This is a genomic window from Thalassotalea sp. 273M-4, assembly GCF_041410465.1.
Classification (GTDB): domain Bacteria; phylum Pseudomonadota; class Gammaproteobacteria; order Enterobacterales; family Alteromonadaceae; genus Thalassotalea_A; species Thalassotalea_A aquiviva.
The window spans coordinates 2,082,430-2,096,751 of sequence record NZ_CP166961.1; the positions used below are offsets into that span (position 1 = coordinate 2,082,430).

At 41.0% G+C, this 14,322-nt stretch carries 15 protein-coding genes; 3 read left to right on the forward strand and 12 right to left on the reverse strand.

The genetic code is table 11. The features are described 5' to 3' along the window. Positions 1 to 10: 10 nt before the first annotated feature. The 8 genes from ACAY00_RS09425 to tsaB form a co-directional block, all read right to left on the reverse strand. On the reverse strand, positions 11 to 490 hold the full coding sequence (locus tag ACAY00_RS09425; RefSeq protein WP_371379664.1) for a YcgN family cysteine cluster protein: 480 nt from the start codon (positions 488 to 490) through the stop codon (positions 11 to 13). Positions 491 to 618: 128 nt separating this feature from the next. After that, on the reverse strand, positions 619 to 1,635 hold the full coding sequence (locus tag ACAY00_RS09430; RefSeq protein ID WP_371372792.1) for a lytic transglycosylase domain-containing protein: 1,017 nt from the start codon (positions 1,633 to 1,635) through the stop codon (positions 619 to 621). A 17-nt stretch (positions 1,636 to 1,652) separates the two neighbouring features. Then, complete coding sequence (locus tag ACAY00_RS09435) at positions 1,653 to 1,934, reverse strand: YcgL domain-containing protein (RefSeq protein ID WP_371372794.1); 282 nt, start codon at positions 1,932 to 1,934, stop codon at positions 1,653 to 1,655. A 39-nt stretch (positions 1,935 to 1,973) separates the two neighbouring features. After that, on the reverse strand, positions 1,974 to 3,119 hold the full coding sequence (gene rnd / locus ACAY00_RS09440; protein ID WP_371372796.1) for a ribonuclease D: 1,146 nt from the start codon (positions 3,117 to 3,119) through the stop codon (positions 1,974 to 1,976). A 212-nt stretch (positions 3,120 to 3,331) separates the two neighbouring features. After that, positions 3,332 to 4,987 carry an AMP-binding protein gene (locus ACAY00_RS09445; protein WP_371372798.1) on the reverse strand — a complete coding sequence of 552 codons (1,656 nt, stop codon included), beginning with the start codon at positions 4,985 to 4,987 and terminating at the stop codon, positions 3,332 to 3,334. 490 nt (positions 4,988 to 5,477) lie between these two features. Beyond that, positions 5,478 to 6,335 (reverse strand): alpha/beta fold hydrolase, encoded by an 858-nt coding sequence (locus ACAY00_RS09450; protein WP_371372800.1) that lies wholly within the window; start codon positions 6,333 to 6,335, stop codon positions 5,478 to 5,480. After that, the gene (locus ACAY00_RS09455) at positions 6,336 to 7,025 is read right to left on the reverse strand and encodes a M50 family metallopeptidase (RefSeq protein WP_371372802.1); all 690 of its coding nucleotides are present in this window, start codon (positions 7,023 to 7,025) and stop codon (positions 6,336 to 6,338) included. Positions 7,026 to 7,136: 111 nt separating this feature from the next. Continuing rightward, a complete protein-coding gene (gene tsaB, locus ACAY00_RS09460) occupies positions 7,137 to 7,838 on the reverse strand; it encodes a tRNA (adenosine(37)-N6)-threonylcarbamoyltransferase complex dimerization subunit type 1 TsaB (RefSeq protein WP_371372804.1) in 702 nt (233 codons plus the stop codon). Positions 7,839 to 8,310: 472 nt separating this feature from the next. Here tsaB and ACAY00_RS09465 point away from each other — a divergent pair, with 472 nt between their 5' ends. Both ACAY00_RS09465 and ACAY00_RS09470 read left to right on the forward strand, forming a co-directional pair. After that, positions 8,311 to 8,796, forward strand: coding sequence for a hypothetical protein (locus tag ACAY00_RS09465; RefSeq protein WP_371372806.1), 486 nt, complete (start codon positions 8,311 to 8,313; stop codon positions 8,794 to 8,796). Positions 8,797 to 8,925: 129 nt separating this feature from the next. After that, a complete protein-coding gene (locus ACAY00_RS09470; RefSeq protein WP_371372808.1) occupies positions 8,926 to 9,042 on the forward strand; it encodes an LPXTG cell wall anchor domain-containing protein in 117 nt (38 codons plus the stop codon). Positions 9,043 to 9,084: 42 nt separating this feature from the next. Here the strand turns inward: ACAY00_RS09470 and ACAY00_RS09475 are convergent, their stop codons facing one another. The 3 genes from ACAY00_RS09475 to ACAY00_RS09485 form a co-directional block, all read right to left on the reverse strand. Next, on the reverse strand, positions 9,085 to 11,034 hold the full coding sequence (locus ACAY00_RS09475; RefSeq protein ID WP_371372810.1) for an ATP-dependent DNA helicase: 1,950 nt from the start codon (positions 11,032 to 11,034) through the stop codon (positions 9,085 to 9,087). An 81-nt stretch (positions 11,035 to 11,115) separates the two neighbouring features. Next, positions 11,116 to 12,318, reverse strand: coding sequence for a hypothetical protein (locus tag ACAY00_RS09480; RefSeq protein ID WP_371372812.1), 1,203 nt, complete (start codon positions 12,316 to 12,318; stop codon positions 11,116 to 11,118). Between the two features lie 90 nt (positions 12,319 to 12,408). Next, on the reverse strand, positions 12,409 to 12,981 hold the full coding sequence (locus ACAY00_RS09485; RefSeq protein WP_371379667.1) for a tRNA-(ms[2]io[6]A)-hydroxylase: 573 nt from the start codon (positions 12,979 to 12,981) through the stop codon (positions 12,409 to 12,411). 93 nt (positions 12,982 to 13,074) lie between these two features. Between ACAY00_RS09485 and ACAY00_RS09490 the strand changes: the two genes are divergently transcribed. Then, positions 13,075 to 13,794, forward strand: coding sequence for an NAD-dependent deacetylase (locus ACAY00_RS09490; RefSeq protein ID WP_371372814.1), 720 nt, complete (start codon positions 13,075 to 13,077; stop codon positions 13,792 to 13,794). A 55-nt stretch (positions 13,795 to 13,849) separates the two neighbouring features. Here ACAY00_RS09490 and ACAY00_RS09495 read toward each other — a convergent pair whose 3' ends face one another. Then, positions 13,850 to 14,059, reverse strand: a complete 210-nt coding sequence (locus tag ACAY00_RS09495) for a cold-shock protein (RefSeq protein WP_371372816.1) — start codon at positions 14,057 to 14,059, stop codon at positions 13,850 to 13,852. Positions 14,060 to 14,322 lie beyond the last annotated feature (263 nt).

Here is a 14,322-nt window from a genome sequence, read left to right on the forward strand (position 1 = left end):
ACAACATAGGTTAGTCGATATCAGCAAGGGGCCAAGTAACGATATGCTCTTCATAGTCTTGCATATCAACGTCATCGTCTTTGACCACTTTGCCACGAACCGACATCCCAGCTTTGTGCATTTCAGATTTTTTGCCTTTGTGCAATAAAGGATGCCAAGACGGGATCCCTCGTCCTTCATGTAAACGACGGTAGGTACAGCTGTTTGGCATAAAGAATATATCGTCTAAGTTTGCCTGGGTTAATTTAACACAGTCAGGGACTAATTTCGTTCGTTGAGCGTATTTGGTACAACTGCAGGTTTTATCATTGAGTAGGTGACAAACCACATTGGTGTAGAGCATCTCTTCACCTTCGCCGATATAATCGGTGGGTAACTGCAGACCTTCATCAACTAACTCGACGTCATCGTCATGCTCTTCTTCGATGATTTTGTGCAAACAACATTTGCCACAACCATCGCATAACGATTCCCATTCGGATTCGCTCATTTGTGATAACGTTTTGGTTTCCCAAAACTTATCGATTGTTTTACTGGGTTTCTTTTTCACGTAGACCTCAAGCCCTTTTATAAAGGCTGTTTAGGTTTGAACTTTATAAAAGGGGAAATATATAAATACTAGTCGAATTTAATTCGATCGGCTAAGTGGCCGACACTGGTAACAAAGTAATAAGACAAATTCCAATGCATTAGGGTTTTATAGTTGTCATAAGCAAGGTAGGCGCGACCTTGTTCGCCATCTGGAAAAACCAAAGCGGCTTTCACATCAACGATGGGCAAATCGCTACCATCGTATTTTCGCACGCCGGCCGCCTGCCATTGACTCAATGACCGCTCGGTTTGTTGCCAAGCCTTTAACCAATTGGTGCGCCCACCAGTGCGTTGTGGGATCGCCAAAGCGTAATCAAAATCTTTGGGGAGTGACACTTGTCGCCCCCAAGTCAATTGATCATTCCAACCGACTTTGCTTAAATAGTTGGCAATAGAGGCGAATACATCCGCGGGATTATTCCAAATATCTTTGACCCCATCACCGTCACCATCGGCAGCATAAGATAAAAACGAGCTTGGCATAAATTGACTATGCCCCATTGCGCCAGCCCAAGAGCCCTTCATTTGCGCATTGCTAATATGCCCCTGTTTTAAAATCGTTAAGGCGTTAAACAACTCACGTTTAAAAAACGCTTCGCGGCGACCTTCATAGGCTAAGGTAGTAAGCGCACTTACCACATTATAGTTACCAGTATAACTGCCAAAATTTGATTCTAACCCCCACAGAGCAACAATAAATCTGGGCTGTACCCCATAGTGTTTACTCACTTTGGTTAATTCTTGCTGATGCTCTTGCATCATTTGGCGAGCTTTTTTAACCTTCCAATCAGAAACCCGCTTAGGCAAATAAGTTTCTAAGGTTTCAACCTTTTCTGGCTGATTTTTATCGGCTTTAACCGCTCGTTGGTGAAACTTAACATCAGCAAAAGTCTGTTCTACCAGCTCTTTTGAAAAGCCTTTATCTAACGCTTCTTGCTTTATGTTTTCAACGTATTGAGCGAAACTGATTTTGCTTTGCTCAAAAGCCATTGCCCCAGCGCTCACAAACAAGGCAAAAGATGCGAAGGTTAATCTCTTTTTCATTCTCTACTTCCTCAAGCTTAGCTATTGGCAGAGCCCATTTTATTTTTATGCTCTTTTAGCATATCTTCCACAGGGGGTGGTAATTGTAGGTAGAAGCCCTGCTCTGTTAATGACTGTTTTAATTTAATCACATCGGCTTGGCCCATATTCACCCGTTTTGCTAAGTTAATCACAGTAACCAGCTCCGGTGTACCAAACGTTTTCATTAATGCCTCTGGTACTGCAGAGAAATCATCTCGTTTTAATACATACAAATAAGTTTGCGCTTTTTTAGGGCTTTTATAAACAACACATAACATGGGAAATCGTACTCACGTTCTTCAATAAATTTGGATTGGTTATGACTTCAACTGAAAGTCGTTATGGGCAAATGCCATTAATTTGTCGGCAAATAAAACCTGTCGCCAGCCGGATAAAAGTTCGACTTGATCTTGATTACCTGCTTGATTGATTTTCCAATACCAAGCTAAAAATTGGTTTAGTTGCTTTTTACCGGCGACCACTTGAATATCAAGGTCTTGTTCTTTGGCCAGTTGTTGGACAAAACTCTTTAATCTTTTAAAGATTTGTTTGTACCCGGGATGGTTATCTAATCGCTTAATAGCGCTTGGTTCTTCGGACTCAGGCACTTGGTTAACTTGATTTAACACACTTAACATGGCTTTGCCTTTGTGACGCACATCGAGAATTTCAACGCCTTCATAACTGGCCATTGCACCGACGCTTTTTGGATTGTTTTCGGCAACAATAAGTAACGTATGGTCTTTGGCAATAAAACTGTAAGGTAAGTCTTTCTTTTGCGCCAATTCATAGCGCCATTGCAACAAGTATTGTAATCGCAACAGTTGTCTAGGCTTTAAGCGCCAAGCCCCTTTAAAATCAAGATATAGCGCCATAGGATCGGTTTTACTAAACTTTTTATCTACCATGGCGTCCGTATCTGACATTACAGCGTCATACCAACCCGCTGTTTTAACCAGCTCAATGACTGTCGTGCTAATTTGATGCAAGTAATAAACATCTGCCGCTGCATACTCTAATTGTTTGGCACTAAGAGGTCGTTTCATCCAATCGGTTCTTGACTCACTTTTGTCTAAATCAATGTCTAAAAAGTGCTTAACCATAGCCGCATAGCCCATCGATAAACCATGGCCTAAAAATGCCATGGCAATTTGTGAGTCTAGCATATTAGCTGGTCTGCATTGACCACTGTGCAAAAACACTTCTAAGTCTTCAGAACACGAATGGATGATTTTCAACAACGTCGGATCGGCGAGTAATTGCCAAAAAGAGCTTAAGTCATCGGTTAACACCGGATCGATTAAAGCCAAGGTATGACCGTCGTAAGCTTGGATTAAACCCAGTTTTGGGATCAATGTTCGGGTTCTAACAAATTCGGTATCAATGGCTAGAACTTCGGCTTTGGCAGCCTGTTGGCAGTATTCGAGCAGAGTTTTGGAGTCTTGAATGTAAATATGCTGCACAATATCTCTCTATAGTAATCTCATACCAGCGGTTAATGGTATTGGCGCATGCAAACGAACTGATGGTTTCTAGCAGGAAAAACAACGGGAAATGTTGGCACACTTTGATTCGAAGTTTGTACTGTTACGACATAGCAGTCAAGCTTAACCGCGACAAAAGGCAAAATTAATCGCCCTTTGTCGGGTCTTGGATAAAAGCTGAACGTATACGCTTATTTTAACTGACGACGAAGTATCTTACCGACATTACTCTTTGGTAATTCGTCTTTGAACTCGACGCGTTTAGGCACTTTGTAGTTGGTTAAATTGGCTTTGCAATGGGCGATCACTTCTTTTTCGGTGAGTTTATCGTTATTGGTTACCACAAACGCTTTTACCATTTCACCACTCACCTCATGTGCAACCCCAACCACAGCGGATTCGATAATGTCAGGATGCGTCGCCAGCACTTCTTCAATTTCATTGGGATACACATTAAAACCAGAGACTATGATCATATCTTTTTTACGATCGACAATGCTAAAGAAGCCATTCTCGTTCATCGTCGCAATATCGCCGGTCGCAAGCCATCCGTCTTTAAGGACCTCAGCGGTTTCTTGTTCACGTTGATAATAACCAACCATCACTTGTGGCCCTTTGACATACATTTCGCCCGGTTGATTCACCTCACACTCATTTCCGTGCTCGTCAATAATGCGAATATCCGTCGATGGCGCCGGCACTCCAATGGTGCCATCAAAGCCGTCAAGGTTGTATGGGCTCATGGTCACTAAAGGAGCACATTCGGTTAGACCATAACCTTCAAGCATTCGAGTTTTCGTCACTTGTTGCCATTTTTCTGCCACCGGTTGTTGCACCGCCATACCCCCACCCAAAGATATTTTTAAATGACTAAAGTCGACATCTTTAAAGCCTGGGGTATTTAATAAACCGTTAAACAAGGTATTAACCCCTGTTAAAGTAGTAAACGGGTATTTTTTTAACTCTTTAATAAACCCAGGCATATCTCGAGGGTTGGTGATCAACAGATTCGTTCCACCTAAGGTGAAAAAAGTCAGGCAATTAGCGGTTAAAGCAAAGATATGATAGAGCGGCAAAGCCGTAACAACCAACTCATTACCTTCGACCAGCAATGGCCTTAATGCGCCTTTGGCCTGTTCTAAGTTGGCGACCATATTGCGATGACTCAGCATGGCCCCTTTCGACGTTCCAGTGGTGCCTCCGGTGTATTGTAAAAACGCCAAATCGTCACCATCAATATCTACCGGATTAAAGGTGAGTTTCATACCTTGTGAGATCACCTGATTAAAATCAATCGTATCTTTTAGGCTATAAGCAGGAACCAACTTTTTAATATGGCGAACCACCATATTTACCACAAAGCCTTTAATAGCGCCAAACCTGTCACCTAGTTTGGTTAGAATCACATTCTTAATCGGGGTGTCGTTAATCACTTGCTCAAGGGTGTTGGCAAAATTTTCGATGATCACAATGGTGCTCGCACCCGAGTCATTCAATTGATGTTTTAACTCACGCGCAGTATATAACGGATTAACATTAACCACGGTTAAACCAGCGATAAGCCCGGCAAATAACGCAATAGGGTATTGCAGAGAATTGGGTACCATAATGGCGATTTTGTCGCCTTTTTTTAACCCCAATTCCTGTTGTAAATAGGCGGCAAACGCTTTCGCCTGTTGCTCTAACTCTTTATAGGACAGCTTAACATCCATATTTATAAAGGCGGTGTTATTGGCGTATTTTTGGGTATAACGATCAAATACCTGAGCTAATGATGAGTATTTATTTGGATCGATTTCAAATGGCACCCCAGGAGGATAACTTTTTTCAAGCCACACTTTTTCCACGATAGTCTCCTAAAACAGTAAGCTTACTGATCTGCAACCACAATTTAGCTGTCAGTGCTCTACTGATGTCTTGTTGATTAATTATTATTGTTATGTCGGCAGCATTACGATGTTTGGCTAGAGGCCACTAAAACTGCCTGTGATATAGGTCTTGTTATTGATTTAACAGTACGACAAAGCTGTGACCCTTTAACGTTTATTTAATGCAAACAAACATCTGGGGCTGACGGAAATCTTAAAGTGATTAACAAAGAGTTTAGCGAATATATTCGCTCTCACAACCATAGTGAGACTACTTACCAAGGATAATGAACGTATCTGCACCCTATTTAAAGCATCGCATGATAGTCTAAACACTTTCTATTAGCGCCCTTCTTTGTTAAAAAAGCATTAAGACGATAGCACCTAAAAGCAATATTGATGTAAATCAAATTGCCTCTATCTTTTCATAAATTTGCTCAATTGCAAGATTTTAAACGGGTAAGCCAAACTAAGTGAGCAAAAAGCGCGCAATAATGTCGGTACAAGCAACGGGGTTTTCCATTTGCGGGTGATGGCCGCCAGTGACTCGAGTTTGCTGGAAGTCACTGATAAGTGGGGAAAAGAGCTTAATACCAGCCTGTACCATATCAAAGCCGTTATCACCAAAAATTAAGTGTACTGGACGGTGGATATTCGTCATAACTTGAACGGCTTGCTTTAATGGATAACGCTGAGGCGATAGTTCTTTTAATCTTGGATCTGAGCGCCAACAATAGCCCTGTTTAACGCTTTGCAGTCCACGCTCAACAATTAACTGAGCACAATGATTTGGCAGGTCTGACACATTCATCCGCGCTCTAACCGCCGACTCAACACTGGTATGCACTCTGAGCTGTTTTTGCCCACTCTTTAATCGACTTTGTAGCCCTTGACGCAACAACTCACTTGGTGATTCGGTTAAGGTGATTAAGCCTATGGACTCGATTAAAACCAGTTTATTCACTCTGTCGTTAAACGCTGAGGTAAATAAACTTGCCACCATGCCCCCCATTGAGTGGCCAATCAAGGAGACTTGCTGCCAATGTTGGGATTCAAGTAATTGCAACAGATCCCAGCACCAATCGACAAAATGATAATGTGCATCAACACTGCGGTGCGACGACAAACCATGCCCTGGCCAGTCGATGGCAATAAACTGATATTGCTCTAACAAGGATGTTGTCGCTTTTATCTGCTCAAATAATGGGATAAAGCTTGCTGCATTATCTAACCAGCCGTGTAAGCATAACACGACGGGTTTACGCTCATCGCCAATGGCTAAACCACATATGGTTGTGCTGCCCAAATGATAAGTAAGTTCTCGCATCTACTTGCCTTTGTGTTTACTCACCACACCCTTGTTACGTTTACCCAGTCCAGATAACCAAAACAGGGTAAATAAAGCCAATAACGTCCAAATGATAATCCAAACAAATTCTGGAATAAAAGTAAGACTCGATAATGCGGCGCCATCACCAATAGCTTGACCATCAAACAAAACTAAGGGGCTTTCAAGTGCATTTAACAACACGGTTAAGGCAAATATTTTAAACACCACAGGTAAAAACTGTGAACTGGATAGCCATGTTGTGCTGTAAAACAACCCCATTAGTACTAAACAGATCATTAACGTAAAAATATCTCTTACCCACAAAATGGATGTCATGGCTAACAGCAAAAGCAAAGCGTAACTTAGCCAATGACTGTACTTTTCAATGCCTGTTGCAAGCAAAAACAATAAGCAACCCCAGCCGACGGCGCCAGCATAGCCGCTAAAAGCGGTAATCATCGCTGAGCCACCGAGGGTGGTGCATAAGCCACCACCGTTAGGATAGAGCTCTATTTGGAGAATACGTCCACCGGTAAAAATAGCGGCCAGACCATGGCTTATTTCATGAAAAAAAGTTTCAAGCCATTGCAAACCAACACCTATATATGGCACTTGTTTTAGTAAAAATGCACAAAATAGGAGCAGCAAAAATTGTACCCTTGGCTTTTGTAATGCCTGTTTTAACATGCTTTTGCCTTGTGTGTGGTTTTTATTATTGTCTCTTTTTGCCGCTTGCGCATAGGCAAATAAGGATGGTGAAAATTATCCTCGCAATGGCTCAATATCGGCAGATGTTGCCTAACGTCCAGGCAACTTTTTCCAGGTCACGGTATCTCGTAAATAAACCGGTTCTGCTTTTTCTGCCGACACGGCTTTGCCTTGGTCAAATTCTGCTTTGGCAATTTTTAACATCGCTTTTGCCACCGGAAATTCAATATCTTCTAGAACATCAATCTTAGACACTTTAGCAAGCTCAGTGGAATAGGCTTTCCAAGCACTGCCAACACCGTGCAATAGCGACAAATCTGTAATATCAGCCGCTAGGTATTGATCTAAATTAGTTGGCGCTATCACCGCCTCCGCTTTAAAAGGTTGCATCACTTTGTTTGCATCTGCCATAAACACGCCACAGTATATTTCAGCCATTCTAGCATCGATAGCCGACACCACACTCGCATGACCATGTAGCTCTAAAGCTTGTTGCGCCATTGCTTGCAATGTAGATACCCCAACCACGGGTAAATTAGCAGAGTAAGCTAGGCCTTGAGCAACACCAATACCAATGCGTACCCCCGTAAAACTACCTGGGCCACGACCGTAAACTAAACCGTCTAATTGATTCAGTGTAACCCCAGCTTCGGCGAGTACTTCATCGACCATAGGAAGTAATAAAATACTGTGCGATTGCGGACTAAACTCGTATCGAGTGTATGTTTTACCCTTAAATTCCAATGCAACAGAGCAAGCTTCGGTAGAAGCATCTATGGCCAATAAATTCAAAATAATTCTCTCTTTATTTAAAACATTATCAAAAGCAACCTCTTGGTTACTTTCTGACGCTATGAAAACATTATATCAAGGAACATTTACGATGACACACGTAAATATTTACACACCTTAAATTTTAAACTGACATGAGGGATCAATAATGGTGGTGGCTGCAGTTGGAAAATTCATAGAAAGAGAAAAATAAAATCATTAAAAAAATAAGCTATTGAAAAATATCAACTTATGATATTTTAAGTATGCATATAACAACTTTAGTGATCATTAATAATGATCACAAGTAAAGTAAGTCAAACGTGTTTTTAAAGAAGTGAATCTTTAATTATGTGCATGCAATGGGATGTGAGTAGTCAGTATACTTTCCAATACCAGTGATGCTAGGCATTATGAAATACTTTATCTAAATAAGTTAGCTCTGTGTGTGAAAGTTCAATATGGGACTAAATCTAAATTTAAGGAAAAAATAATGAAAAAGAAACTTTTAGCATTAACTTTATCAATGACCATTTTATCTGGATGTTCTAGTATCGTTAGTAAATCTGAATACGCAGTTGCAATTAACAGTGTCCCTGAGGGGTCTGCTTTTGTAATTACTAACCGTTCAGGTCAAAAAGTAGAAAGTGGCGTGACACCTTCGACAGTAACACTAAAATCTTCGGCCGGCTTTTTTAAAGGTGAAACTTATACCGTTATTGTTAAAAAAGATGGTTATTCTGATAAAAATTATACTCTAACAAGTACTGTAGATGGCTGGTATTTTGGTAATATTTTAGTCGGTGGACTTATCGGTATGCTAATCGTAGATCCAGCAACAGGAGCTATGTATAGCTTACCTGAAAGAGTAGATATATCTCTTGATCAAAATATTGCTCAACAATCTGCTGATACTTTAACCATTGCGACCATTGATTCATTATCTCATGAAGAGAAAGAACAACTAATCAAAATTTAATCAAAGCAAAGCGTCAATAGCCCACCCTAAGCTGTTGACGCTCTTTGGTAATAATAATTTAAAAATTAAAAAGTTCAATAAAACACAGAGTTAATAAGATAAAACAATAGCAGTTTTTTTTAACAAAGAATGAGCGAAAAGACAAACAAAGGGGAAGTCATGACTTGGGCAACCATTGCTGGTGTGGGCGTAGTATTTATCGTTCTTTTAATTGCCGTACTGGCGTCAAAGAAAAATCAGGATTAACGCTTTTTAATCGAGTCGTTGGCTGTTAAAACAATGCCTAGCTTAGAGGTTAGATTGCTTAATGGCGGTTAAGAAATTCACCGCTTTGTTTATGTCTCGGGTGCGTTGCATATCAGGTAAACTGGTTAAAAACACTTGTCCGTAGGGACGGTTAACCAAACGCGAATCACAAATGGCCAACACGCCTTTGTCGCTGACATCTCGAATTAATCGTCCGACCCCTTGTTTTAATGCGATAACCGCATCGGGTAATTGAATTTGGCTAAATGGATCGCCTCCTTGGCGTTTTATATCTTCGCTTTTCGCTTGTAAAAGCGGATCATCTGGCGAGCTAAACGGCAATTTATCAATCAATACACAGGTCAGCTTATCGCCACGAACATCGACCCCTTCCCAAAAACTGGCGGTAGCGAGCAGAATCGACTCGGGTTCATTGACAAAGGTATCAAGTAACACACTTTTGGCCATTTGCCCCTGTACCAATAAGGTATTGTCCACCTCATTGGCTAATAACTCCGCCACTTGGTTCATCACCCGATAAGAAGTAAACAATAAAAAACAACTACCACCACTTGCTTTAATCAAAGGGATCGCAATATTGACCAACGCCTTAGCTCGATTAAAATCATTGGCTTGAGGTAAGTAGCGAGGCACCAATAATTTAGACTGTTTGAGATAATCAAATGGACTTGCCAATAATAATTGGCTGGCATCGTGCAACCCCAAGTCTTGACAATAATGCTCAAAACTTTCATTGACCGCTAATGTTGCCGAGGTAAAAATCCAGGCTGCATCGCTGTGACTGATGTGTTGGCTAAATTTATCGGCAATAGAAATCGGAGTCTGATGCAACACCACATGACGACGAGTGGTTTCATACCATAAACTCACCCCAAGTTGTTCGACATTAGTCATTACTTGATATTTGGTCAGTAATTGCGATGCTCGCTCGAAGCAATTATCAATGACCTCGTTGCGCGAAATACACAGTTTTAAGACATCGTATAAAAACTTTAAATTGGCATGTAATTGGGCAAAAGCAGAACGTACATGATCGCTAACAAGCTTTTGTCGCCAATTGCCACGCTCGGGATCATAAGGAAATAGCATTCTAAAATCGGCAGCACTGGTTTGTAATTTTTCGGCTGCCACCCCAAGTTGTTTCACATCGGTTAAGGTTAGGCGGTATTGCTGCAATGCATCACTGGCTAAATCCAGAATTTGGCGAGTGGAAAAAGAATCGCCAAAATATTCACTGGCAACGTTACTGATTTGATGGGCTTCATCAAAAATCACCACTTCAGCATTGGGAATCAGTTCGGCAAAACCCGTATCTTTAAGCGCCATATCAGCAAAAAACAAATGATGGTTAACCACCACTAAATCGGCCTCTACCGCTCGCTCTCGAGCTTTGACTAAGTAGCAATCCTTGTAATCAGGGCAACTACGACCTAAACAGTTATCACTGGTTGACGTTATTTTGGCAAAAATGGGCGACTCTTCCGCGACATTGGTCAGTTCACCAATATCACCACTTTGAGTGCTACTTGCCCATTGCCTGACCTTCACTAAATCTTGTAAGGTATTGGCGTCTAAAGTCGCCCCAACTTTATGACGTCTGTCCTGCGAGCTATTAAAATTCTCATTTAACCTAAAGGTACATAAATAATTGGAACGGCCTTTAAGCAAAGCTAGGGTATAGCCACTTTTTAAGGCTTTTTTGACCAAGGGTAAATCTTTATGGAACAGTTGCTCTTGCAGGTTTTTAGTTCCGGTAGACACTATGACTTTCTTGCCACTTTGTAACGCGGGGATCAAATAGGCAAATGTTTTACCGGTACCGGTACCGGCTTCAACAATAAGTTGCTGCTGCTTGGCAATGGTTTGTTCAACCTCCAGCGCCATCTCTAATTGGGCTTGTCGAGGTTTAAACCCAGTAATATGTTGTGCTAAAACCCCATTATTAGCGAACGCCTTTGCAACTGCAGACATAAATAAACTCATCAACCAAATGTGTTGTCAGTGTAAAGAAAATAGGGTCAAAGCTAAAGGGATTTGACCCAAAAGACCGGGTTAAATGTTAAAGCTCGCCATACTAATGCCTTGTGCTAATGGCACATTAGGAAATTCATATTGACGTAATTGATGCAAAAAGCGTAAGGTTTTAAAGGCGTCAAACCAAACCGCCCATTGTTTGTCAAATTGCGTCGGCTTCGATGTTCGATTTTTTTCAATGAATTTTATAAAGCCAATATCTGTTAATGCCTGGGCGCTACTTTCAGGTAAGCTTGTAAGCCAAGCGGTTATATCGTCGCGACAATGGGCTAACGTTGCGCTTTGGTCAAGCACCAGTTTTAGTTGCTCAAATAATTGCGGATGGTAATAGCAATATTCCTCGCCATTGGCATGTAAGTCCATGATCTCTTTTACCGCCGGACCGGTGCCAAATGGTACTCGATTTGATGTACGTGCATCGATTTTAATTTGCACGCTGTCAATAAAATGCACCTGCCCAAGTTTGGCAACTTTATTTAATAAATAAAAATCTTCACCAGCCGAGCGAGTCGGAAAACCTCTGGCCATCGCATAAGATTGATGATCAAAGGCTAAGGTACTACCAATGGTAAAAAAGGCATAGTGGCTACCCGCATATTCAAGACCTTTAACATAATAGCGCAGTGCCTTTTCATATATCGCATTCGCTTGGTGAATGTCTTGTTGTGGGCTGTGATGATAAAAGTCAAAGCACGCGGCGACGGCTGTATTAGGCAAATGTGGCAAAGCTGAGAAATAATTAGCCGGTAACGTTGCATCAGCGTCACTGGAATAAATCCAGCGATCAGCAATGATTGATTGGCAAATAAGCGATAACGCTAAATCTGCACCAATTTTTCGAGCCAAGCCCACCCCTTTCTCTTTTTCAATAGGGGTGTTATATCGATTTACGTGCAATATGTCATGTTGACAAAATGGGAAGGACAACAGGGTCAAATTTTTGTGATGCTGATGTTTACTTTTGTTATTGAGTAAAAATTGATAAAGCTGTTTTTGCTTACTGCAATCTACGTGATCATCGGGCTGATTATTTACTAAAATAAGCAGCACCGACAAATGCTCAAAATTGGAAAACAACAAGCGCTGCAAAAAGTCTGGGCTTTCATCGAACGCAGGGATCACCAACACCCGTTGATAGCGCTTAGCAAAGGTTAAACCACTTAGACCATTCACTTCTGCTTCGGCATACGTGTGCAGGTATTTTTCCAAATGCTTTGACATGTTTCTTGTTATCCTAAGGTCACCGAGTTGGCTTAAATCTTACCTTGCCTATGTAAATAAGCTTAGTCGCAAATACTAGCACCAAAAGATTTAGTGTAATGCTGCGCGAAACGGCAGTGCGGCACAAATCTTCGCTTCTTCATCTAAAATTTCTTCCAGGCGACTGTATACCGTTTGTTGGTCAAAATACTCAAGAGCCAACTCGACAAAGAGGTTTTTGTGTTTTTCTTCAGATTTTGCAATGGCGACATAAAAGTCTTTTTCTTTGCCTGCTGGCAGTACTTGAGCAATCAAGCTAAAACGTTCATGTCCGCGTGCTTCTATCACACCGGCGACGAGCAAACGGTCAAGAAAAAAGACATCCGAGCCTCGACGAAACATTTGTCTGATCTGTTGAATATATTCATCTTTTTGATCATTACCTAAAGTCACATTACGCTTTGTGAGTAACTTTAATACTTGCTTAAAGTGAATTAACTCTTCAATGGCCAAGTCGGTCATTGCGCGTACCAGCGATTTACGATCTGGGTAATGTGAAAGCATCGACATAGCCATTCCTGATGCTTTTTTTTCTGCTGCGGCATGATCTTGTAAAAACGCATCAAAGTCTTCAACAGCAGTATGAGCCCATTCAATAGGGGTGTGATATTTTAATTCAAACATAAAATTTTGGGTGTCATTAATCAATGGCGGCATTTTACACCCTTTTCTCACGCGGTTATAGTGGGCTTAACGATTTTAAAATTGAGATGTTAAATGGAAAATACGCTTTATATTACCGGTGCAGGAGTAAGCAGCGAAAGTGGGATCCCAACTTTTCGCGGTGAGGATGGTTATTGGACTATTGGTTCAAAAAATTACACCCCGATGGAGATGGCTACTCGTTCTATGTATGAGAACAATCCAGAGCAGTTCCTGCGTTGGTATTATCATCGTTTTGCCACCTATCGTAATCATGGCCCAAACGATGTGCACTACTGGCTTGCTGACAAAAACCTGATCACCCAAAACATTGATGGTCTTGATGGTAAAGCGGGAAATCGAAGCTACATCGCTATTCATGGCCGGCTTGATCAAATGACCTTATTTCATCATCAAGGTGATCCCGTTAGCACGATGCAAACACCCTGGGATCAGGTCGATGAAGGCAACCTGTCTGATTCTTTATTGAGCATGTTCAAAATCGCAAATCATCAACCTAAGCTCAATCATTCTTATAAACCTTATGTATTGTTATTTGATGAGTATTACACTGACCTATACCGTATTAGTGAAGCTCAGGAACGGATGATGAAAGCGGATAGAATGATCTTTATGGGCACCTCATTTAGCGTCAACATCACACAAATGGCTTTAAGGACGGCCGTTAACAACCAAATAGATATCGAAATTGTAGATCCCAATCCTGTCCAAATCCCATATCACCAAGTGACTTACCACAAGATGAAAGCGATAGAATACATTCAACGTCGCTAAAAATTGGCATAAAAAAAGCCGGCTATAAGCCGGCTCTTTTATTAAAACTGTTAAATTATAACGGTTTTACGTTCTCTGCTTGAGGACCTTTTTGACCTTGAACTACTTCAAACTCAACTTGTTGACCGTCAGTTAAAGTACGACGACCTGTGCCTTGGATTGCACGGTAGTGAACGAATACATCAGGACCTTCAGATTGCTCGATAAAACCGAAACCTTTCTCATCGTTAAACCATTTTACTTGACCGCTACGTGTATCAGACATAATTTTTCCTAAATATTTTGTTACAAATTAAAGTGGGCTCCCCCAGATCTTTTGGGGTTCTTAGCTTATTCAATGTTTTACTTATTATGTCGAGATGTAGGTGCGTTTTTCGGAACGTAAAAAAATCGATATAAAGGTATTGCATGTAAAGCTGTCGTCAGGGTATATCTTTTGCTTTCACATAGCAAGCATTTAAATAAAAAAATGTACAGTTTTCATACAGCCCTTTGTAAACCTATAAATACATTGGTTTTTTCAAGCAT

Bases quoted from the DNA above. Each gene is read 5' to 3' on its own strand.
- ACAY00_RS09425 (WP_371379664.1), bottom strand. From the start codon at position 490: ATGAGCGAATCCGAATGGGAATCGTTATGCGATGGTTGTGGCAAATGT.
- ACAY00_RS09430 (WP_371372792.1), bottom strand. From the start codon at position 1,635: ATGAAAAAGAGATTAACCTTCGCATCTTTTGCCTTGTTTGTGAGCGCT.
- ACAY00_RS09435 (WP_371372794.1), bottom strand. From the start codon at position 1,934: ATGTTATGTGTTGTTTATAAAAGCCCTAAAAAAGCGCAAACTTATTTG.
- ACAY00_RS09450 (WP_371372800.1), bottom strand. From the start codon at position 6,335: ATGCGAGAACTTACTTATCATTTGGGCAGCACAACCATATGTGGTTTA.
- ACAY00_RS09455 (WP_371372802.1), bottom strand. From the start codon at position 7,025: ATGTTAAAACAGGCATTACAAAAGCCAAGGGTACAATTTTTGCTGCTC.
- ACAY00_RS09465 (WP_371372806.1), top strand. From the start codon at position 8,311: ATGAAAAAGAAACTTTTAGCATTAACTTTATCAATGACCATTTTATCT.
- ACAY00_RS09470 (WP_371372808.1), top strand. From the start codon at position 8,926: ATGAGCGAAAAGACAAACAAAGGGGAAGTCATGACTTGGGCAACCATT.
- ACAY00_RS09475 (WP_371372810.1), bottom strand. From the start codon at position 11,034: ATGTCTGCAGTTGCAAAGGCGTTCGCTAATAATGGGGTTTTAGCACAA.
- ACAY00_RS09480 (WP_371372812.1), bottom strand. From the start codon at position 12,318: ATGTCAAAGCATTTGGAAAAATACCTGCACACGTATGCCGAAGCAGAA.
- ACAY00_RS09485 (WP_371379667.1), bottom strand. From the start codon at position 12,981: ATGTTTGAATTAAAATATCACACCCCTATTGAATGGGCTCATACTGCT.
- ACAY00_RS09490 (WP_371372814.1), top strand. From the start codon at position 13,075: ATGGAAAATACGCTTTATATTACCGGTGCAGGAGTAAGCAGCGAAAGT.
- ACAY00_RS09495 (WP_371372816.1), bottom strand. From the start codon at position 14,059: ATGTCTGATACACGTAGCGGTCAAGTAAAATGGTTTAACGATGAGAAA.